Annotated in this window: 16 protein-coding genes; 8 read left to right on the top strand and 8 right to left on the bottom strand. The window is 64.2% G+C overall.

Annotation, left to right across the window (positions count from 1 at the left end; all coding sequences use genetic code 11):
• Positions 1–67: 67 nt before the first annotated feature.
• On the bottom strand, positions 68–769 hold the full coding sequence (gene ctrA, locus RHPLAN_RS31800; protein WP_068027087.1) for a response regulator transcription factor CtrA: 702 nt from the start codon (positions 767–769) through the stop codon (positions 68–70).
• Between the two features lie 372 nt (positions 770–1,141).
• Here ctrA and fliI point away from each other — a divergent pair, with 372 nt between their 5' ends.
• The gene (fliI, locus tag RHPLAN_RS31795) at positions 1,142–2,476 is read left to right on the top strand and encodes a flagellar protein export ATPase FliI (RefSeq protein WP_068027084.1); all 1,335 of its coding nucleotides are present in this window, start codon (positions 1,142–1,144) and stop codon (positions 2,474–2,476) included.
• A 171-nt stretch (positions 2,477–2,647) separates the two neighbouring features.
• The gene (fliJ, locus tag RHPLAN_RS31790) at positions 2,648–3,061 is read left to right on the top strand and encodes a flagellar export protein FliJ (RefSeq protein ID WP_068027081.1); all 414 of its coding nucleotides are present in this window, start codon (positions 2,648–2,650) and stop codon (positions 3,059–3,061) included.
• A 121-nt stretch (positions 3,062–3,182) separates the two neighbouring features.
• Here the strand turns inward: fliJ and RHPLAN_RS31785 are convergent, their stop codons facing one another.
• The 4 genes from RHPLAN_RS31785 to RHPLAN_RS31770 all read right to left on the bottom strand — a co-directional run bounded on the left by RHPLAN_RS31785 (position 3,183) and on the right by RHPLAN_RS31770 (position 9,039).
• On the bottom strand, positions 3,183–3,395 hold the full coding sequence (locus RHPLAN_RS31785) for a hypothetical protein (protein ID WP_068027078.1): 213 nt from the start codon (positions 3,393–3,395) through the stop codon (positions 3,183–3,185).
• Between the two features lie 347 nt (positions 3,396–3,742).
• Positions 3,743–5,875 carry a flagellar biosynthesis protein FlhA gene (gene flhA / locus RHPLAN_RS31780; RefSeq protein ID WP_068027075.1) on the bottom strand — a complete coding sequence of 711 codons (2,133 nt, stop codon included), beginning with the start codon at positions 5,873–5,875 and terminating at the stop codon, positions 3,743–3,745.
• Positions 5,876–6,753: 878 nt separating this feature from the next.
• Positions 6,754–7,530 (bottom strand): AbiU2 domain-containing protein, encoded by a 777-nt coding sequence (locus RHPLAN_RS31775; protein WP_068027073.1) that lies wholly within the window; start codon positions 7,528–7,530, stop codon positions 6,754–6,756.
• Between the two features lie 258 nt (positions 7,531–7,788).
• Positions 7,789–9,039 (bottom strand): Vgb family protein, encoded by a 1,251-nt coding sequence (locus tag RHPLAN_RS31770; RefSeq protein WP_068027070.1) that lies wholly within the window; start codon positions 9,037–9,039, stop codon positions 7,789–7,791.
• Between the two features lie 341 nt (positions 9,040–9,380).
• Here RHPLAN_RS31770 and RHPLAN_RS31765 point away from each other — a divergent pair, with 341 nt between their 5' ends.
• The 5 genes from RHPLAN_RS31765 to RHPLAN_RS31745 are packed head-to-tail and all read left to right on the top strand — an operon-like array spanning position 9,381 to position 14,708.
• Entirely contained in the window at positions 9,381–10,487 is a 1,107-nt protein-coding gene (locus RHPLAN_RS31765; protein ID WP_068027067.1) for a BMP family ABC transporter substrate-binding protein, read from the top strand.
• 18 nt (positions 10,488–10,505) lie between these two features.
• Positions 10,506–11,561, top strand: coding sequence for an ABC transporter permease (locus tag RHPLAN_RS31760; protein ID WP_068027064.1), 1,056 nt, complete (start codon positions 10,506–10,508; stop codon positions 11,559–11,561).
• A gap of 5 nt (positions 11,562–11,566) precedes the next feature.
• Entirely contained in the window at positions 11,567–12,493 is a 927-nt protein-coding gene (locus tag RHPLAN_RS31755) for an ABC transporter permease (RefSeq protein WP_068027061.1), read from the top strand.
• Positions 12,494–12,513: 20 nt separating this feature from the next.
• Positions 12,514–13,197 carry a biuret amidohydrolase gene (gene biuH / locus RHPLAN_RS31750; RefSeq protein ID WP_068027058.1) on the top strand — a complete coding sequence of 228 codons (684 nt, stop codon included), beginning with the start codon at positions 12,514–12,516 and terminating at the stop codon, positions 13,195–13,197.
• A complete protein-coding gene (locus RHPLAN_RS31745; RefSeq protein ID WP_068027055.1) occupies positions 13,194–14,708 on the top strand; it encodes an ABC transporter ATP-binding protein in 1,515 nt (504 codons plus the stop codon). Before biuH ends, RHPLAN_RS31745 begins: the two co-directional genes overlap by 4 nt.
• 3 nt (positions 14,709–14,711) lie before the next feature.
• Here the strand turns inward: RHPLAN_RS31745 and RHPLAN_RS31740 are convergent, their stop codons facing one another.
• Complete coding sequence (locus RHPLAN_RS31740) at positions 14,712–15,695, bottom strand: Bug family tripartite tricarboxylate transporter substrate binding protein (RefSeq protein WP_068027052.1); 984 nt, start codon at positions 15,693–15,695, stop codon at positions 14,712–14,714.
• Positions 15,696–15,804: 109 nt separating this feature from the next.
• On the opposite strand from RHPLAN_RS31740, the gene RHPLAN_RS31735 reads away from it, so the two are divergent.
• A complete protein-coding gene (locus tag RHPLAN_RS31735) occupies positions 15,805–16,215 on the top strand; it encodes a RidA family protein (RefSeq protein WP_068027048.1) in 411 nt (136 codons plus the stop codon).
• A 186-nt stretch (positions 16,216–16,401) separates the two neighbouring features.
• On the opposite strand, the gene RHPLAN_RS31730 is transcribed toward RHPLAN_RS31735, so the two are convergent.
• Complete coding sequence (locus RHPLAN_RS31730; protein WP_068027044.1) at positions 16,402–16,995, bottom strand: TetR/AcrR family transcriptional regulator; 594 nt, start codon at positions 16,993–16,995, stop codon at positions 16,402–16,404.
• A 39-nt stretch (positions 16,996–17,034) separates the two neighbouring features.
• The gene (locus RHPLAN_RS31725; RefSeq protein WP_068027041.1) at positions 17,035–20,175 is read right to left on the bottom strand and encodes an efflux RND transporter permease subunit; all 3,141 of its coding nucleotides are present in this window, start codon (positions 20,173–20,175) and stop codon (positions 17,035–17,037) included.
• Between the last annotated feature and the right edge of the window lie 47 nt (positions 20,176–20,222).

Here is a 20,222-nt window from a genome sequence, read left to right as displayed (position 1 = left end):
CGCCGCAAACAAAAACCCCGCCTTGCGGCGGGGCTTTTTCTTTTCGGAGCGTTCCGCCTTCGCGGCGTTACGCTGGAATCCGCTCGTCGGACTCGCTCGGCTCGCGCAGCACGTAGCCGCGGCCCCAAACCGTCTCGATGTAGTTCTTGCCGTTCGAGGCGTTCGCGAGCTTCTTGCGGAGCTTGCAGATGAACACGTCGATGATCTTGAGTTCGGGCTCGTCCATGCCGCCGTAGAGATGGTTGAGGAACATCTCCTTGGTCAGCGTCGTGCCCTTGCGGAGCGAAAGCAGCTCCAGCATCTGGTATTCCTTGCCCGTGAGGTGCACGCGGGCGCCGGAGACTTCCACCGTCTTCTGGTCGAGATTGACGGTGAGGTCGCCGGTGTTGATGACCGACTGCGCATGACCCTTGGAGCGGCGCACGATCGCGTGGATGCGCGCGATCAGCTCGTCCTTGTGAAACGGCTTGGTCATGTAGTCGTCGGCGCCGAAGCCCAGGCCCTTCACCTTGTCCTCGATGCCGGCGAGGCCGGACAGGATCAGGATCGGAGTCTTGACCTTGGAGACCCGCAGCGACCGCAGAACCTCGAAGCCGGACATGTCCGGCAGGTTCAGGTCGAGCAGGATGATGTCGTAGTCGTAGAGTTTGCCGAGATCGACGCCCTCTTCGCCGAGATCCGTCGTGTAGACGTTAAAGCTCTCGGACTTGAGCATGAGCTCAATCGATTGCGCAGTGGCGCTATCGTCCTCGATCAGCAGAACGCGCATGCCAAACCCCTTCTTCGCCGCTGCGGGCTCAAACCTGGGGCGCCGCAGGGGCGGCCCGTGAAAACGCCTTGGGACAAACGATTCGGAAGCTTAACAAGGATATGGTTAACAAAACCTTTTTCCGGGTCGCAACCATTGGCTGGCCAGATTCGGCCGAATCGCCTTAAGATGTTGCCCGAGAGTGGTTTTTTCGCCACGGTCCCGTTCAGACTCCACATTAAGAATCGGGTCCAACCGACTCTCGAGACTCATCCATCCGTCCTGGCGGGATGAGCGTCGCCTTAATCCCAACGACGGTGACGTAATGATTAACGACGCGGGTAAACAGGCGGTTAATACGAGCCTCAAAACGTTACCAAAAGGCCATCTTTTATGAGGGCACTTCTCGAACAGATCGAGGAACTGGACGGAAACGAGGTTTACGGCCGGGTGGTTGGGGTCCGGGGGCTGATGGTCGAGGTGGCGGGGCCTCTTCATACTATGTCGGTCGGCGCCCGGGTCGTGATCGAGACGCAGAGTGCGCCAATTCCCTGTGAGGTGGTCGGCTTTTCCGGCGGTCATGCGCTGCTGATGCCGTTCGCGACGCTGGAAGGCGTGCGGCGCGGCTGCCGCGCGGTCGTCTCCGCGGTCCGCGCCGCGGTCCGGCCGACCAGCGCCTGGCTCGGCCGGGTCGTCAATGCCATGGGCGAGCCGATCGACGGCAAGGGTCCGCTGCCGTCGGGGCCGCTGCCTTATCCGTTCAAGGCGCCGCCGCCGGCAGCGCATGCCCGGAGGCGGGTCGGCGCGCCGATCGATCTGGGCGTCCGCGCGCTCAACACCTTCATCACCTGCTGCCACGGCCAGCGCATGGGCATCTTCGCCGGCTCCGGCGTCGGCAAGTCGGTGCTGCTCTCGATGATGGCCCGCAACGTCGTGGCCGACGTGTCGGTGATCGGCCTGGTCGGCGAGCGCGGCCGCGAGGTGCAGGAATTCCTGCAGGACGATCTGGGCGAGGAGGGCCTGGCCCGTTCGGTCGTGGTGGTCGCGACCTCCGACGAGCCGGCGCTGATGCGCCGTCAGGCGGCCTATCTCACGCTCTCGATCGCCGAGTACTTCCGCGACCAGGCCCAGCAGGTGCTGCTCCTGATGGACTCGGTCACGCGCTTCGCCATCGCGCAGCGCGAAATCGGTCTTGCCACCGGCGAGCCTCCCACCGCCAAAGGCTATACACCGACGGTGTTCGCCGAACTGCCGCGGTTGCTGGAGCGTGCCGGACCGGGCTCGGCAGACGGCAGCATCACCGGCATCTTTACGGTGCTGGTCGAAGGCGACGATCACAACGAGCCGATCGCGGACGCGGTGCGCTCGATCCTCGACGGCCATATCGTCATGGAGCGCGCCATCGCGGAGCGCGGCCGCTATCCCGCGATCAACGTGCTGAAGTCAGTGTCGCGCTCGATGCCGAAGTCGGCCAATCCCGATTTTCTCGATGTGCTGACCCGCGCCCGCAAGGTGATGGCGACTTACGCCGATATGGAGGAATTGATCCGGCTCGGCGCTTACCGTCCTGGCTCCAGCCTCGAGGTCGACGAGGCGATCGGCCTGCACACACCGCTCGAGGCCTTCCTCGGCCAGTACAAGGACGAATGCACGAGCCTCCTGGATGGTTATCAGAGGCTTGCCGAGATCCTCGGCATGGCGCCGGCGCCGCAAGCCGGAAAGCCTTGAGAAGCAAGGGCTTACTGTGCAGATCACAGAAAAACCGGCTTCCCTACCATTGCGGGCAGGCTGGAAACCGAAAACTAACGTTATCGCGGCACAGTCGACTTGGTTGCCCGCTGTTTGGGGTTCGTTGGGCCTGTTTGCCACGTCCTCGCGGCTTCGGGGGAGTAAGAGTCGATGAAGTCACGCGATACGCTCATTCGTCTGAAGAAGTTCCAGGTCGACGAAAAGCGCCGAAAGGTCATGCAGATTGAAGGCATGATCGCAGAGTTCGATCGGATGGCGACCGAGCTCGAGCGCGAGATCAAGACCGAACAGGATCGTGCCAACATTCACGATCCGAGCCACTTTGCTTATCCGACCTACGCGAAGGCTGCGATCCAGCGCCGCGAGAACCTCAAGAATTCGGCGGACGAGCTGCGCGTGCAGCTCAACGATGCCAAGGACGCATTGGCCGAGGCCTTCGAGGAATTGAAGAAGGTCGAGCTGCTCGACGAGCGCGACCAGATGCGCGAGCGCGCGGCGGAAGCCGCCTTCGAGCAGTCCGAGCTCGACGCCATCGGCCTCATGCGCAGCACCCGCACGGCCTGATCTCACACGTCACGAACTTCCAATGCCCGGCGAATGGCCGGGCATTGACGTTTCGGCTTGCCAAAAAAAATCGCGCGCCTGATGGCGCGCGACCGGCTGTGTTTTGACGTGTCGGAATGGGTTAGCGGATCGTGACGTCGTCCGCGCGAGTCCAGACCACCGGCTTGCCGGGCTTCAAAACCGGCGCGCGGGCTTCGAGCCTCGTGCTCATGTCGGGAAGTTCTGGACGGGCCGCGATGCCGACGCCGACAACGGCGATCCCAGCGATCAGCGACACAGCCACGATCTTGATGTGCGTGAGGCGATCAGCAGTGCTCAGCGTGTAGTTGTTCATGACGCTTCTCCGAAATTACCCTGTTGTCGGACAACGCCTCTTAAAGGTTCAATACCACCACCCGTTACCGTCGATCCGCTTATAAACCCGGTTAGTCTGCACTTTCAGGGGCTTATAAAAGACGGTTACCGACGCTTAACGATTCCGCTCCGGACATGGGTCAGCACTCCCACCCCTAACCCCTGGGGTATGATGTGCCGGCCCTCCCGTTGCGGCTGTCGCACAGTCAACTAGTGACCGCTGCCACAGTTCCAAGCCCCGCTCACATTTCGTTGATCGAACCGGCAGGTCAGCGGCCCGGGCGGCGGGAAACCTTTGTATTTTCAAATGGTTCCAGGAGACGGTGTTTAGATGCTACCGACCGTCTTGAGCCGGGCCCGGGGATGGATCTCCGACTGCGACAGCACGCTGGTCTGGGCGCGGAAGCGCTCGACGATGCTGCGCACGAACGGCCGCACCGCCGGCGAGGTGACCAGCACCGGCGCCTCGCCTTCGCGGGCGGCGTCCTCGAACCGTTCGCGGACCGCGGTGATGAACTCCGACAGCTTCGAGGGCTGCATCGCGAGGCTGCGCTCGTCGCCCTGACCCACGATCGACTCGGCGAAGTTCTGCTCCCATTTCGCCGACAGCGCGATCAGCGGCAGGTAGCCGGCCGGCGTGGTGTGCTGGGCGCAGAGCTGGCGGGCGAGGCGGGTGCGCACGTGCTCGGCGATGACCGTCGGATTGCGGGTGAACGACAGCGCGTCGGCGATGCCTTCGAGGATGCCGGAGAAGTCGCGAATCGAGACGCGCTCGCCGAGCAGGATCTGCAGCACGCGCTGGATGCCCGACACCGTGATCTGCGCGGGCGAGATGTCCTTGATGAGATCGGCCTGCTCCTTCGGCAGTTCCTTGATCAGCTTGTGGACCTCGCCGTAGGACAGAAGCTCCGCGGTGTTGGCCTTGAGCAGTTCGGTGAGGTGCGTCGACATCACGGTCGCCGCATCGACCACCGTGTAGCCCTTCATCGCGGCTTCTTCTTTCTGCGAGACGTCGACCCAGGTCGCGGGCAGGCCGAAGGTCGGCTCGGTGGTGTGGATGCCCGGCAGCTTCACTTGCGCGCCGGTCGGGTCCATCACCATGTACTGGTTCGGCCAGATCCGGCCGGTGCCGGCATCGACCTCCTTGATCTTGATGACGTAGCTGTTGGCCTCGAGCTGCACGTTGTCGAGGATGCGCACGGCGGGCATCACGAAACCCATCTCGATCGCGAGCGAGCGGCGCAGCGCCTTGATCTGCTCGGTCAGCCGGTCGCCGCCGTCCGGCGAGTTGACGAGAGGCAGCAGCGCGTAGCCGAGCTCGATCTTGAGGTCGTCGATCTTGAGCGCGGCGGTGATCGGCTCATCGGGCGCGGCCGCGAGCTTTTCCGCGGCGGCCTGGCGCGTCGCGGCCTCGGCCGTGGCCTTGTGACGCTTGTCCATGATGTAGGCGAGCGCGCCCGCGCCGCCGCCCAGCATCAGGAACGGGATCATCGGAATGCCGGGCAATAGCGACATGACGATCATCACGGCGGCCGACATGCCGAGCGCCTTGGGATAGCCGGACAGCTGACCCATCAGCGCCTTGTCGGCGGATCCGGAGATGCCGGCCTTGGAAACCAGCAGGCCCGCCGCGGTCGACACGATCAGCGCCGGCACTTGCGTGACGAGGCCGTCACCGACGGTCAGCAGCGTGTAGGTGCGGCCGGCTTCGGCGAAGCTCAAGCCTTGCTGCGCGATGCCGATGATCATGCCGCCGATGACGTTGATGAACACGACCAGCAGGCCCGCGATCGCGTCGCCGCGCACGAACTTCGAGGCGCCGTCCATGGCGCCGAAGAATCCGCTTTCGTCCTCGAGCTCGGTGCGGCGGCGCCGCGCCTCCTTCTCGTCGATCAGGCCGGCGCTGAGATCGGCGTCGATCGCCATCTGCTTGCCGGGCATGGCGTCCAAGTGGAAGCGTGCCGCCACTTCGGCGATACGGCCCGAACCTTTGGTGATGACCACGAAGTTCACGATGACCAGGATCGTGAACACGATGATACCGATCACGAAGTTGCCGCTCATCACGAAGTTGCCGAAGGCTTCGATGACGTGACCCGCGGCGGAGGTGCCCTCGTGGCCGTGCGACAGGATCAGGCGGGTCGACGCCAGGTTCAGCGACAGCCGCAGCATCGTCGAGATCAGCAGCACGGTCGGGAAGGCAGAGAATTCGAGCGGCGCCTGGATGAACAGCGAGGTCATCAGGATCAGCACCGAGAGCGTGATCGAGACCGCCAGGAACAGGTCGAGCACGATCGGCGGCAGCGGCAGGATCAGGACCACCAGGATGGTCAGAACGCCGAGCGCGAGCGTGATGTCGCCGCGCCGGAGCAGGTCACCGATCTTGCGGAGTCCGGACAGGTCTAGCCCGCCCGAAGACGAGCTCGCGGGCGCGGATCCGGAGGCAGTGACATCGCTCATGCTGAGAACTCCCCGGCAATATTTGCCGGGTGTATGGTTACCGGCCGGTTAATAGCGGTGTCTTGGTGCCGTCATTCGGGCGATCGCCGGTAGCTTGGTGTTGCAGCCAACGCTCCGCTGGCCCGGGGTTTTGTTTTCGGACGCCCGGATGCGCCCGTCTCCCTGTTTTCCTTCTCTCTCCCGAACGGGAGAGGAATGGAGCGCCGGGAGGCGCCACGGAGCTTGCGAGGCTCCGTCAGGCCAGCCTTGCGATCGGCCGGCCTGCGCGCCGAGCTTCCGGGACCCAATGCTGTGAGGGCAGTGGGGGTCCCGGGGCGCGCGGGCCCGTGCGAAGAGCCCGACGCCTCCTGGCGCTCCATCCGCGGTCCGCGTTGCGGCGGCCGCATCTTGCTCCGTTGTCAGGCGTCGCGATCGACGACGCCTTCGACACTGCAAGACGGAATGATCCCTACGCTAGATGTAAGAACAAATCAAGAACAAAAATTGTTGCACGGAATGACGTCCACGTCCGTGGCCAGGAGATGGCCGGCGATCGTAGTCTCTTGATCTCGGTTCGCAGCAGGTTTGTCGAGTAAGACGTCGTCAAAAACTGGGACCTCGTGCCGAGTATGGCTTCGCCGGTTGCGGCAACTCGCCCTCGAGCCGATCAACGCGGCACTGGCGTTGACGGTGATCAACGGACATTCGGCAAAATGTCGAATGCCTGCGATCTACGATCCCGCGAATGAGCCCCAGCGGTAATGGACGTGCGAGTTGGCCGTCTGTGCATGCGTCGGCCGATCAAACGCAAATATCTAGAATTCGCTCATCCCAAGGGGCGGAATGATGCGCCTCACAAACTTAGAGGTTGCTTTCAAGGTTTGCATCCTGACGGTTTACTATCGAGTGACGTTGAATATGCAAGCCTCCCATAAAGCTTTAGCGTTCTTTCGATCGATCTCGCGACTCTCGTCAAACGAAAGGCTAGTGCCGTTCACCCAACAGTGCACTGCTTCGACGATCGGCAACGTGACCGTCAACATCTCGCTCTCATCACCGTATTTCACGGGCGGCAGCGGCCCAACCTTCCTTTCGCGGCGCGTCTCGGTAAGGGAGTGCGCGAGATGCTTGTCACGCAAATTCATGATCGAGGCGTGCCTCTGTGACGCCAAGATTGCATGGGTATCGGCGATCGCTTGGCGCAGGCTAGCTCTCGCCTTATGCGCCTGCTCTTGCCCAAACTGCTCATTGCTGCGCGCGATTGCCATTCGCTCAAGGTTCGCTAACTCCGCATCTTCTGGCGGATTCAAAATGCCGGTGCCCTGGCCACGCCAAAACGAGGCCATTTCTTCGGCTAAGGCCTCGATCACGTCGTGATCATCGATGAGTTCGATGATGCTCGGGATATTTTCCTTTTCCGCGCCGGCAGTGTCCCACAGCGCGCACAACCGAACGATCTCGAATTGATGCATGCCCTGCTGAAATACGTTGAATGCGTTCGCTGCAAATGACTTAGGAATCTGTTGCGAAAGGGTAGGGCTGTAGAGCACGATTGCGTTGTTCTCGTGCAACTCAAGCAAATAGTGGACGTGATCGACGACGCGTTGCGTCTTCTCTTTCGCAGCAGAGATCCGTTCAGGTACGCTCAATTTTTCGAACCAAGGCACCGACGGCATATTAAATCCCTTGTGTCTCAGTCTACGTGGATTGTAGACGCGGGGATTCGTATAATGGTCCTGATGTGAAGCCCGCCGAAAGTCTCGCGAAGAATAAAAGGCGATTATAGAACGTCGACACCCGCGCCGCGAATACGACGATAATGGTGGACGGCTTTACACTTTGCTCAACCGTAAGCCGAGGCCTTTGGCCATTGTTCGCAGAGGCTCAAGCGGAGAGCCGATCCGAGGGCCTATGCTTGCAAGCTCCGCGACAAGTCACCGCGACGGTGGCGACTTGATCTCCACCAGTCCCACCTGATTCATCAGGCTGTTCGCAGTCACCGGATTGCCATCCGGCGTGACGCTCATGTTGCGCACGATGTCGCCGCCGCCGGGGATCGCCCAGGTCTGGAATTTCTCGGTCTTCGGATCGAAGCGCACGATGGTGTTCGGCTTCGCGAAGGATTCGTTGTACCAGAGCGCGCCCTGCGTGAAGACGATGCCGTAAGGCGCTGACTGCGGGCCGCTGGGCGATGGATATTCGGTCACCTTGCCGGTCGTCGTGTCGAGCCGGCCGAGGAAGCCGCGGGCATAATCGGTGTACCAGACGATGTCATCGGGTCCGATCGCGATGCGGCGCGGCCGGGCGTCCTTGTTCGGCAGCTCGTATTCCTTGATCGCCATGGTCTTGGCGTCGATGGTCGCGACCTTGTTGGCGCCGAACTCGACGAAGTGCACGATATTCTTCGAATTCAGCGCCATGCCGTAGGGCCGCGAGTTCCGCGTCGGCGAGGTGACAAGCTTGATCTCGCCGGTCTTGGGATCGAGGCGGCCGACCATGTTGCCGGCCTGCACCGTGAACCACAGGATGCCGTCGCGATCGAAGATCAGCGTGTGCGGGTCTTTGGCCTTCGGATCGGGCAGCGGATATTCGGTGGTGATGCCGGTCTTGGGATCGAGCTTGCCGATCAACCCTAAGAAGTTGCCGGTGAACCAGATGTTGCCGTCCTTGTCCTCGACGAGCCCGTGGGGAGCCGTGTGCGGCGACTTCAGGAAGTACTCGCGCATCGCGCCGGTCTTGGGATCGAGACGGCCGAGCTTGTTGGCAAGCTGGCCGCTCCACCAGATCGCGCCGTCGCGCGTCGCCAGCGGATCGTGCGGGCGCGAGCCGAGCGTCGGCAGATCCCACAGCTTGATGTCGACCTGCACCGGGCCCGGCAGCTCGGCCGCCGGCGGCCGCGGCCGCTCCGGGAAATTCTTCATCAGGTAGGCCGTGACGTCGGGCCATTCCTCGGCGACCACCGGCGCGCCCATGTTCTGCATCATGTGCTGGATCATGTTCCAGCCGGCGGCGTCGTATCCCGCTTTGAGCCGGCTGATGCTGTGACAGCCGTTGCACACCGCGACCACGGTGTCCTTGCCGGGGCCCGGCGGGAAGTCGGCGCCGGGCTGTTGCTGGGCGAATGCCGGTGCGGAGCTCAGCGCCCAGCAGGCGAGAATCGGCCAAAGGGATTTGTGCGCAGCCATAGAAGAGCCTCCCAAAAATTCCGCGCTCGGCTCGCCCTAGGCCACGCGAACTGATCTTGAATTCTGGCGAGGGCGCGCGGCAAGCACAAGGAGTGCCCGGATCGAATGCATCCGTTCCAACAGATTTGCTCAAAGCATTGGCAGGCACACCGAGCGGGGACTGACAGCGTACCATCGGCTTCAAATCGAAAAGTTGCGGGATTTCAATGCGTCAGCCTCCGCAGCGCCGTCCGAGACGCTGGCATGGAACTTGCGGCGTGGAGCACTGCGGCTCGCGTTTCGGGGATTGCATGACGCGGGCCGGCTTTGACCTGCTCATGTCGTATCCGAGGGGATCATCCATGACATTCGATCGAGTTACGCGTCGGCGCCTGCTGCAGGGCGCCGGCACCGCCGCGCTCGCGGGTCTCGTGCCGCAGCGCGCCTTTGCGGCCGACACCGTGGTCGGCTTCGTCTATGTCGGTTCGCGCGACGACTACGGCTACAACCAGGCCCACGCCGCCGGCGCCGCCGCGTTGAAGAAGATGACCGGCGTCAAGGTCGTCGAGGAGGAGAAGGTCCCGGAGACCGACGCCTGTGAGAAGACCATGGAGTCCATGATCAATCTCGACGGCGCCTCGCTCTTGTTTCCGACCTCCTACGGCTATTTCAGCCCGCACACGCTGAAGCTGGCGAAGAAATATCCGAAGGCGCGGTTCGAGCACGCCGGTGGCTTGTGGACCGACAAGGATCCGAAAAACGTCGGCAGCTATTTCGGCTACATCGACGAGGCGCAATACATCGCCGGCATCGTCGCGGGCTACGCCACCAAGTCCGGCAAGCTCGGCTTCGTGGCTGCGAAGCCGATCCCGCAGCTCCTGCGCAACGTCAACGCGTTCATCCTCGGCGCCAAGCTGTCCAATCCGAACGCCACGCTGCAGGTGATCTTCACCGGCGACTGGTCGATGCCGGTGAAGGAGGCCGAGGCCACCAACAGCCTGATCGATGCCGGCGTCGATGTCGTGACCTGCCACGTCGACGGCCCCAAGACCGTGATGGAGAACGCCGCGCGCCGCGGCGCGATGATCTCCGGCTATCACGTCAACGCCGCGCCGCTTGCGCCCGAAGCCTACCTCACCGGCGCCGAATGGAATTGGGAGGCGATCTATCCGAAGTTCGTGAAGATGTTCACGTCGGGCGAGACCATCCCGAACTTCTACCGCGGCGGTCTCAAGGAGGAGATCGTCAAGGTGTCGCCGTACGGTCCGAAGGTGTCGGAGCAGGCGCGCAAGCACGCCGACGAGGTCAAGGCCAAGTTCATGGCGGGGAGCTACGTCATGTATAAAGGTCCGATCAAGGACAACAAGGGCAACACCGTGATCGCGGCGGGCACGGAGCAGGGTTCGACTGCGCCGGAGCTCGAGTCGATGAACTACCTCGTCGAGGGCGTCATCGGATCGACGTCGTAACGAGTCGCGGCCGGGCCCATGGCGATCGCTCGTCGTCTGGCGAGCGCGGCGGAATTCATCTTCGTCCCCGCGCTCGCGCTCATCGGCTCGCTTGTCCTGTTCGGGGCCTTCGTCGGCGTGTCCGGCCGAAGCCCGCTCGATCTTTATTTCTACATGTACCAGGGCGCGTTCGGCACCTGGTTCTCGTGGCAGAACACGCTGACGCGCGCGGCGCCGCTCATTCTCACGGCGCTGTGCACCGCGCTGCCGGCGCAGCTCGGTCTCGTCATCATCGGCGGCGAGGGCGCGCTGCTGATGGGCGCGCTGACCGCAACCGCGACCGGGCTCGCCATGCCGTGGGCGCCGCCGCTCATGGTGCAGCTTTCGATGCTTGTGGCGGGCGCCGCGGCCGGCGGCATCTGGATCGTGATCTCCGGCGCGTTGCAGCACTATCGCGGCGTCAACGAGACCATCTCGAGCCTGCTGCTGGTCTACATCGCGATCGCGCTGCTCAACCACATCGTCGAGGGGCCGATGCGCGATCCGACGAGCCTCAACAAGCCGTCGACCCGCGAGATCGGCGCTATCAACATGATCGGCTCCATCCCGGGCACCGACGTGCATTGGGGACTGGCGCTTGGCGTCATCGCGGCGGTCATCTGTTACGTGTTGATCTTTCACACCACGTTCGGCTTCGCCGCGCGGGTGGCGGGCGGCAACATCCGCGCCGCCAAGATCGTCGGTCTCGATGTCGGCCGGCTGATTCTCATTGTCTGCTTCATCGCAGGCGCGATGGCCGGGCTTGCCGGCACCGTCGAGGTCGCGGCCGTGCAGGGCAGGGCGAACGCGAACCTCGCGGCGGGTTACGGGTTCACCGGCATCCTGGTCGCGTTCCTCGCCCGGCACAATCCGCTGGCGATCGTGCCGGTCGCGATCCTGCTGGGCGGCATCGGCGCGAGCGGCGGGCTGCTGCAGCGCCGGCTCGGCCTGCCGGATGCGTCGATCCTGGTGCTGCAAGGCATCATCTTCATCTGCGTGCTGGCGAGCGAGACGCTCTACGGCCGCTTCACCTTGCTCAACCGGCTGAAGGCTTAGACATCATGGCCGACACCTCGCTCGGTTACTGGGTGGTGCCGATCGCGATGATCGGCGGCGCGGTGCGCGTGTCGACGCCGTTCCTGTTCGTCAGCCTCGGCGAATGCATCACCGAACGTTCGGGCCGCATCAATCTCGGCCTCGAAGGCACCTTGGTGATGGGTGCGATGAGCGGCTATGCGACGTCCTATCTCACCGGCTCGCCGTTCCTCGGCGTGCTCGCCGCGGGCATAGCCGGCGCGCTGCTCGGCGCGCTGCACGCCTCGATCTGCAGCCTGCCCAAGGTCAATGATGTGGCGCTCGGCATCGCGCTGATGCTGTTCGGCACGGGTCTCGCGTTTTATCTCGGCAAGCCGCTGATCGAGCCGACCGCGCCGCGGCTGCCCGCCATTGATTTCGGCTGGTGGAGCGATATCCCGCAGGTCAAAGCGGCGTTGCAGATCAACGTGCTGTTCCTGATCGGCATCGCGCTCGCGCCGTTTCTCCTCTGGGCGTTCCGCTCGACGCGCTGGGGCCTGGTGCTGCGCACCGCCGGCGAAAGCGCCGATGCGGCGCTCGCCATGGGCTATTCGGTCAACATGATCCGGCTCCGCGCCACCATGACCGGCGGCTTTCTCGCCGGCGTCGCGGGCTCGTTTCTCTCGCTGTTCTATCCGGGAAGCTGGAACGAGGGACTGTCCAGCGGCCAGGGCTTCACGGCGGTGGCGCTCGTGATCTTCGCGCGCTGGAATCCGATGGCCTGCCTCGGCGCGTCGTTGCTGTTCGGCGCTGCGGCAGCCCTCGGACCGGCGCTGCAATCGGTCGGCATCTCGTCGGGCTATCACCTGTTCAACGCCACGCCCTATGTGCTCACGCTCGTCATCATGATCATCACCTGCTCGCCGAAGCGCCGGCTGATCGGCGCACCGGCCGAATTGAGCATCACCAAATAGCGCGCGGAGGCATCATCGCCATGGCCGAACGTTATGTCGCGTCCGATCCGTATCCGTGGCCCTACAACGGCGATCTGCGCCCCGAGAACACCGCGCTGATCGTGATCGACATGCAGACCGACTTCTGTGGCATCGGCGGCTATGTCGACAAGATGGGCTACGACCTTTCTCTCACGCGCGCGCCGATCGAGCCGATCAAGGCGCTGCTCGTGGCGATGCGCGCCAAGGGCTTCCACATCTTCCACACCCGCGAAGGGCACCGCCCGGACCTTGCTGACCTGCCAGACAACAAGCGCTGGCGCTCGCGCCGGATCGGCGCCGGCATCGGCGATCCGGGGCCGTGCGGCCGCGTGCTGGTGCGCGGCGAGCCCGGCTGGGACATCATCGCCGACCTGGCGCCTCTGCCCGGCGAGCCGGTCATCGACAAGCCCGGCAAAGGCTCGTTCTGCGCCACTGACCTCGAGTTGATGCTGCGGCTGCGCGGCATCCAGAACTTCGTGCTGACCGGCATCACCACCGACGTCTGCGTCCACACCACCATGCGCGAGGCCAACGACCGCGGCTTCGAATGCCTGCTGCTGGAGGACTGCTGCGGCGCGACCGACAAGGCCAACCACGATCACGCGCTGAAGATGATCAAGATGCAGGGCGGCGTGTTCGGCGCGGTGGCGTCGTCGAAGGCCTTCAAGGACGCCATCGCATGAGCGAACCGCGCACCATCGGTGTCGAGGCGGTTGCCATGACCAAGCGGTTCGGCGCCTTCACGGCGCTCGACCATGTCGACATGAAGGTCGAGGCGGGCTCTTTCCATGCGCTCCTCGGCGAGAACGGCGCCGGCAAGAGCACGCTCGTCAAATGCATCATGGGCTACTACCAGCCGACCGAAGGCGACGTGCTGGTCGACGGCCGCGAACAAGCGATCGGCAATCCGCAGGCCGCGCACACGCTGGGCCTCGGCATGGTGTACCAGCATTTCACGCTGGTGCCCGCCATGACGGTCGCCGAAAACCTGGTGCTGGCGCGCGACCATGTGCCGAGCGTGGTCGACTGGAAGAAGGAGAAGGCTGAGATCGGCGCGTTCTTCGAGCGCATGCCCTTCAAGCTGCCGCTCGATGCGCGGGTGTCGGCGATCTCGGCCGGCGAGCGGCAGAAGTGCGAAATTCTCAAGCAGCTCTATCTCAACCGCCGCTTTCTCATCCTCGACGAGCCCACATCAGTGCTGACGCCCGGTGAGGCCGATGAGGTGCTCGGGCTTCTCCGCGACATGGTCAAAGCGGGCGATCTGACGATCCTGATGATCACCCACAAGTTCCGCGAGGTCATGGCCTTCGCCGACGCGGTGACGGTACTCCGGCGCGGCAAGCTCGCCGGCGGCGGCAAGGTCACCGATCTCACGCCCGACGCCATGGCCAGGATGATGATCGGCGACGCGGCACTGACGGCGCGGCCGCCAAGGAGCCAAGTGTCCGGCAAGCCGCGGCTCGAAATCTCGAAGCTGAATGCGCTCGACGACGCCGGCGCGATCGCGGTGCACGACCTGTCGCTGACCGTGAGCGGCGGCGAGATCGTCGGCATCGCCGGCGTCTCGGGCAACGGCCAGCGGCAGCTCGTCGAGGTGCTGGCCGGCCAGCGCGAGGCCCAGGGCGGCGCCATCACGCTGCACGGCGAGGCCTATCATGCGTTGCGCTCCGAGATGCGCGAGCACAAGCTGTCGTGTCTGCCGGAGGAACCGCTGCGCAACGCCTGCGTCGGCCGCATGAGCGTCGCCGACAACATGGCGTTCCGAGATTTCGATCGCGCGCCGTTTGCCCGCGGCAACTGGTGGCTCGACGGCGGCGCGTTCACGGCGAATGCGAAGAAGCAGATCGAGAGCTACAAGGTGCGGACGCGCACGCCCGACACGCCGATCGGCGAGCTGTCGGGCGGCAACGTGCAGCGCGCCGTGCTGGCGCGCGAGCTCGGCCGCGACGTCGACATCATGATCGCGGCGAACCCGTGCTTCGGTCTCGACTTCGCGGCGGTGGCGCAGATCCGCGCCGAGATCATGGCGGTGCGCAACCGCGGCGCCGCGGTGCTGCTGGTCAGCGAGGACCTCGACGAGCTGTTGGAACTTGCCGATCGCATCGTGGTGATGTTCCACGGCACCTTCGTCTACGAGACGCCGGCGCAGAGCGCCGATCTCACGCGCATCGGCCGTCACATGGCGGGGCATTGAGCCTTACTCGGCCTTGATGCCGGCCTCACGGACGAGCTTGCCCCACTTTGTGGCCTCGGCCTTGATGAAGGCCGCGAACTCGGCGGGAGAGCCAGTCACGGCGCCCAGAAAGTTCGGCTCTAGAAATTTCGTGCGGAAGTCGTCATCGGCGAAGATCTTCTGAACGTCGGCATTGATCTTGGTGACGATGTCGGGCGGCGTGCCGGCCGGCGCCCAGAGGCCGTACCAGCTCACCGCTTCGAAGCCCGGCACGCCGCTTTCGTCGACAGTCGGCACATTCGGATATTGCGGCAGGCGCTGCTTGCTGGCGATGGCGGCCGGCCGGAGCTTGCCGGCCTTGATGCCCTGGTCGACCAGTGCGCCGCTGAGAAAGCTCATCGGCACATGGCCGCCGAGCAGGTCGGTGACGAGCGGCGCGCCGCCGCGATAATGCACCGGCGTGAGCTTGATGCCGGTCATGCTCTCGAACAGCACCATGTTGATGTGGCTCGATCCGCCGAGCCCGACCGTGCCGTACTGCAGCTCGCCGGGTTTTGCTTTCGCGGCGGCGATCACGTCGCTGACGGTCGTCATCGGCGAAGACGCCGTCAGCACCAGGAACTGGTTCGAGAAGCCGAACCCGCTCACAGGCGTGAAGTCCTTGTCCGGATCGAACGCCAGTTTGCTCACCATGAACGGCGTGATCGCGAAGGTCTCCATCCCGGTGGCAAACAGCGTATAGCCGTCGGCCGGCGATTTCGCGACCGCCTCGGCGCCGATCTGGGTGCCGCCGCCGCCCTTGTTCTCGATCACGATGCTCTGGCCCCACAGTGTCGTGAGCCGCTGCGACACCGCGCGGGTGACGATATCGACCGAGCCGCCGGCCGGATAAGGCACGACGATGCGGACCGGTTTGGATGGAAAGCTCTGCGCTGCGGCGTGTGTGGCTGCGGCGAAGCACGCGCCCACGGCGAACAGTCCGGCGATTATTGCGGAGCGCATCTGCATCGCGGCATTCCCCCGTGCATCGACAGCGGCAGTCGAAGCCTCGATAGTAGCCGCTCCCTGAATGGTGTCCATGCAAGGACAGGGCCGGGCAAGCAGAGGAAGCATCGCGATGTTCGAACGTCAGAACGTATTTCCGGAAGGGTTGTCGAAGCGGGTCGTCAAAGGCCATCTGCTTTATGCGCCGGTCGTGACCGTCGTGCCGGGCAAGCTCGTGTTTCTCTCCGGCATCTTGTCGCGCGACGTGAACGGCGAGATCGTCGGCAAGGGTGACATGCGGGCGCAGATCCGGCAGGTGTTCCGGAACATCCGCACCGCGCTGGCGTCAGTCGGAGCCACGTTCGCCGACGTGGTGAAGCGGCAGACCTTCACCACCGACATCGAGGCTTATTACCAGCACATTGATGCGCGCATGGAGTTCTGCGGCGACGCGCTTTCGACCAGCACAGCGGTCGAGGTGCGCAGGCTGTCGCATCCGGATTTTCTGATCGAGGTCGAGGTGATCGCGGTGATCAGGGAGTGACTACTGCCCAACTATTTGCGCCATTCTCCGCCGTCATGCCCGGCCTTGTGCCGGGCATCTCGCTTAGGGGGCACAGTGCGTCCCTAAGCGAGATGGCCGGGACATAGGCGAGCGAAGCGACGCCGTCCTTTGGACGGCTATGCCCGGCCATGACAGCGACTATTTTCAGGGCTAGCGCCAGACGTCCTATGCCCGCAGCCCCGCGATCACGAAATCGACCATCTGATCGATCGTCGGCTCAGGCTTGTCGGCGCATTGCGCGATCAATTGCGGATGGAAGAAGCGCACCATCGAGGTGCAGGTGCAGACCGCGGCAAGCTCCACGTCGGACACCTTGAATTCGCCGGAGGCGACGCCGTCGGCGATCACAGCCGCGATCGAGGCGGTGAGGCAATCGATGTGCGCCTTGCAGCCTTCCCAGTCCTCTTCCATGGCGACCGCCACCATGTCGTGCATCTTGAGATCGGCGACATAGCGCTCGGAATTCATCCGGTGGATGGTGGTGACCAGCTCGCGGAGCTTGACCGCGGCCTTGTCGTTTCCAGCCGCGATGGCCTGCGACTGCCGCTCGACCTGGCCCATCAGCCGGCGGGCGACGCCGCCATTGATCGACTTCTTGGAATCGAAGAAGCGGTAGACATTGGCCGGGCTCATCTTCAGAGCCTTGGCGATGTCGGCCACCGTGGTCTTCTGGTAGCCGATCTCGCGGAACAGCCGTTCGGCGGTCACGAGGATCCGCTCGCGCGTGTCTGTTTCGACCTGTTCTGCCACGTTCAGCATCGGCGTTTATCTCAGGCGCTCTCTTGGTCTTATATCTTCTTATTCGGCCGCAATCGCAAGCGGCCCCGGAACCGGCGGCGAACTGTGCTCCGGGCCGGCGGGCGAAATTTCCGCGTCGCCGTGCTCGTCCAGGCGCTTGCGATACCACAAGGCATAGAGACCCGGCAGGTAAAGGAGCGTCAGGAAGGTCGCAACGAACAGCCCGCCCATGATGGTGATCGCCATCGGGCCCCAGAAGGCCGAGCGCGACAGCGGGATCATCGCGAGAATCGCGGCGAGCGCCGTGAGCACCACCGGCCGGGCGCGCCGCACCGTGGCCTCGACGATTGCCTCGCGGCGGGTCAGCCCGTGGGTCACGTCGGACTCGATCTGGTCCACCAGGATCACGGCGTTGCGCATGATCATGCCGGCGAGCGCGATGAGGCCGAGCAGCGCCACGAAGCCGAACGGCTTGTCGGCGACGTTCAGGCCCAGCGACGCGCCGATGATGCCGAGCGGAGCGGTGAGGAACACCAGGATCAGCCGTGAGATGCTCTGCAGCTGGATCATCAGCAGCGTCAGCATGACGAACAGCATCAGCGGGAAGAGCACGAAGATCGAGGCGTTGCCCTTTTCAGACTCCTCGATGGCGCCGCCGATCTCGATCCGGTAGGCCGGCTCGAGATGGTCGCGGATGTCCTTGAGCTTCGGCCAGATCGCGTTGGTGACGTCCGGCGGCTGCACGCCGTCGATCACGTCGGCGCGCACCGTGATCGCCATGTCGCGGTTGATGCGCCAGAGTATCGGCTCCTCGTGGGAGTATTCGACCTTGGCGATCTGCGAGAGCGGCACGGCCACGCCATTGCGGGTGTAGAGCGAGAGGTCGCCGATGCGGCCGAGATCGAGCCGCTCGGTCGGCACAGCGCGCGCCACCACCTCGACCTTCTCGATGCCGTCGCGCACCGTGGTGACCGACGTGCCCGAGATCAGCATGCTGAGCGATTGTGAGATGTCCTGCGGCGTCAGCCCGAGCGCCCGCACGCGATCCTGGTTGACCACGAGCTTGAGATACGGCGACTGTTCGTTCCAATCGAGATGCGGGTCGACCACCATTTCGTCGGTGCGCATCACCTCGCGCACCTGATAGGCGATGTCGCGCACTTTCTGGGTGTCAGGGCCGATCACGCGGAACTGCACCGGGAAGCCGACCGGCGGGCCGAAGTTGAAGCGGTCGACGCGCACGCGCGCCTCCGACAGCGCGCCGTCGGCGACCGACTTCTCGAGCCGCGCCTTGATGCGCTCGCGGGCGTCGACGTCCTTCGACACGATGACGATCTCGGCGAAGGACTCGTTCGGCAGTTGCGGATTGAGGCCGAGCCAGAACCGCGGCGAGCCCTGGCCGACATAGGCCGTGTAGGTCGCGATGTCCTTGTCGCCCTTGAGCATGGCTTCGGCCTTCTTGACCGACTGCAGCGTCGTGCCGAACGCGGTGCCGGCCGGCAGTCGGAGCTGGAAGAACAGCTCGGGCCGCTCCGAGAGCGGGAAGAACTGCTGCTGCACGCGGCCGAAACCCACGATCGAAGCGACGAAGATGCCGACCGTGGCGAGCACCACCGTGATGCGGCGATTGACGCACCATTCGATGATGCGGCGCAGCCCGCGATACATGCGTGTCTCGTAGATCGCGTGCGGATCGTGGCTGGCTGCGGCCTTCTTGAAGTTCGGCAGGAGCTTGACGCCGATGTAGGGCGTGAAGATCACGGCAACGAACCATGACGCGACCAGCGCAAGCGCCACCACCCAGAAGATGCCGCCGGCATATTCGCCGACCGATGAATTGGCGAAGCCGATCGGCAGGAAGCCCGCCGCGGTGACCAGCGTGCCGGTCAGCATCGGAAAGGCGGTGGACTCCCAGGCGAAGGATGCGGCGCGCATGCGGTCCCAGCCCTGTTCCATCTTCACCACCATCATCTCGACCGCGATGATGGCATCGTCGACCAGCAGGCCGAGCGCGATGATCAGCGCGCCGAGCGTGATGCGGTGCAGGTCGAGGCCCATCGCATTCATGATGATGAAGACGATGGCGAGCACCAGCGGCACCGATAGCGCGACCACGATGCCGGTGCGCCAGCCGAGCGCGAGGAAGCTCACGAACAGCACGATCGCCAGCGCCTCGATGAAGGAGTGCACGAACTCGCCGACCGCATGCTCGACCACGACTGGTTGGTCGGCGATCTGTTCGAGCTCGAAGCCCTGCGGCACGGCCTTCATGAATTCCTGCGTGGCGCTTGCGACCGCGGGGCCGAGTTCGAGGATGTTGGCGCCTCTCGCCATCACGACGCCGATGCCGAGCGCGGCCTTGCCCTCCTGGCGCACCTGGAAGTCCGGCGGATCGACATAACCGTGGGTGACGGTCGCGATATCGCCCAGGCGGAACGTGCGGCCGTTGGCCTCAACCGGCGTCTCGGCCACGGTCTTGGCGCCGTCGAGCGCGCCGGTGACGCGCAATGGCACGCGCTGCGCGCCGGTTTCCACCGTGCCGGCCGGCACCACGGCGTTCTGCTTGGCGAGCGACTGGAAAATCTGATCGGTGGTGATGCCGAGCGTCGCGAGCTTGGAGTTCGAGAACTCGACGAAGATCTTCTCGGCCTGGGTGCCGTAGAGATTGACCTTGGTGACGTTCTTCACCTTGAGCAGCCGCTGGCGCAGGCCTTCGGCGACCTTCTTCATCTGCGCGTAGTCGGCGCCGTCGGCGGTCAGCATGTAAAGAATCGAATCGACGTCGCCGTATTCGTCGTTGACCGCCGGGCCTTGTACGCCGGCCGGGAGGTCGTTCCGGATGTCGTCGATTTTCTTGCGGATCTGGTAGAACAGCTGCGGCACGTCGCGCGCCGGCGTGTTGTCCTTGAACGCCACCTGCATCGCGGTGAAGCCCGGCTTCGTATAGGTCGTCACCTTGTCGAAGTAGGGCAGCTCCTGCATTTTCTTCTCGACCGGATCGGCGACCTGCGCCTGCATCTCGGTTGCGGTGGCGCCGGGCCAGGTCGCGGTGACCACCACGACCTTGATGGTGAAGGAGGGGTCTTCGGCGCGGCCGAGCTTCTCGTAGGACAGAAGCCCCGCGCCGCCGAACATCACGATCAGGAACAGGATCAGCGCAGGATGCGCGACGGCCCAGGCCGAGAGATTGAAGCGGCGCATGGAAGTTCTCCTCGACGATCGGGATCGTTGGGACGCTTAGCTTCGGT

Source organism: Rhodoplanes sp. Z2-YC6860 (genome assembly GCF_001579845.1).
Lineage (GTDB): Bacteria > Pseudomonadota > Alphaproteobacteria > Rhizobiales > Xanthobacteraceae > Z2-YC6860.
This window is presented reverse-complemented; position numbering and strand designations above follow the sequence as displayed.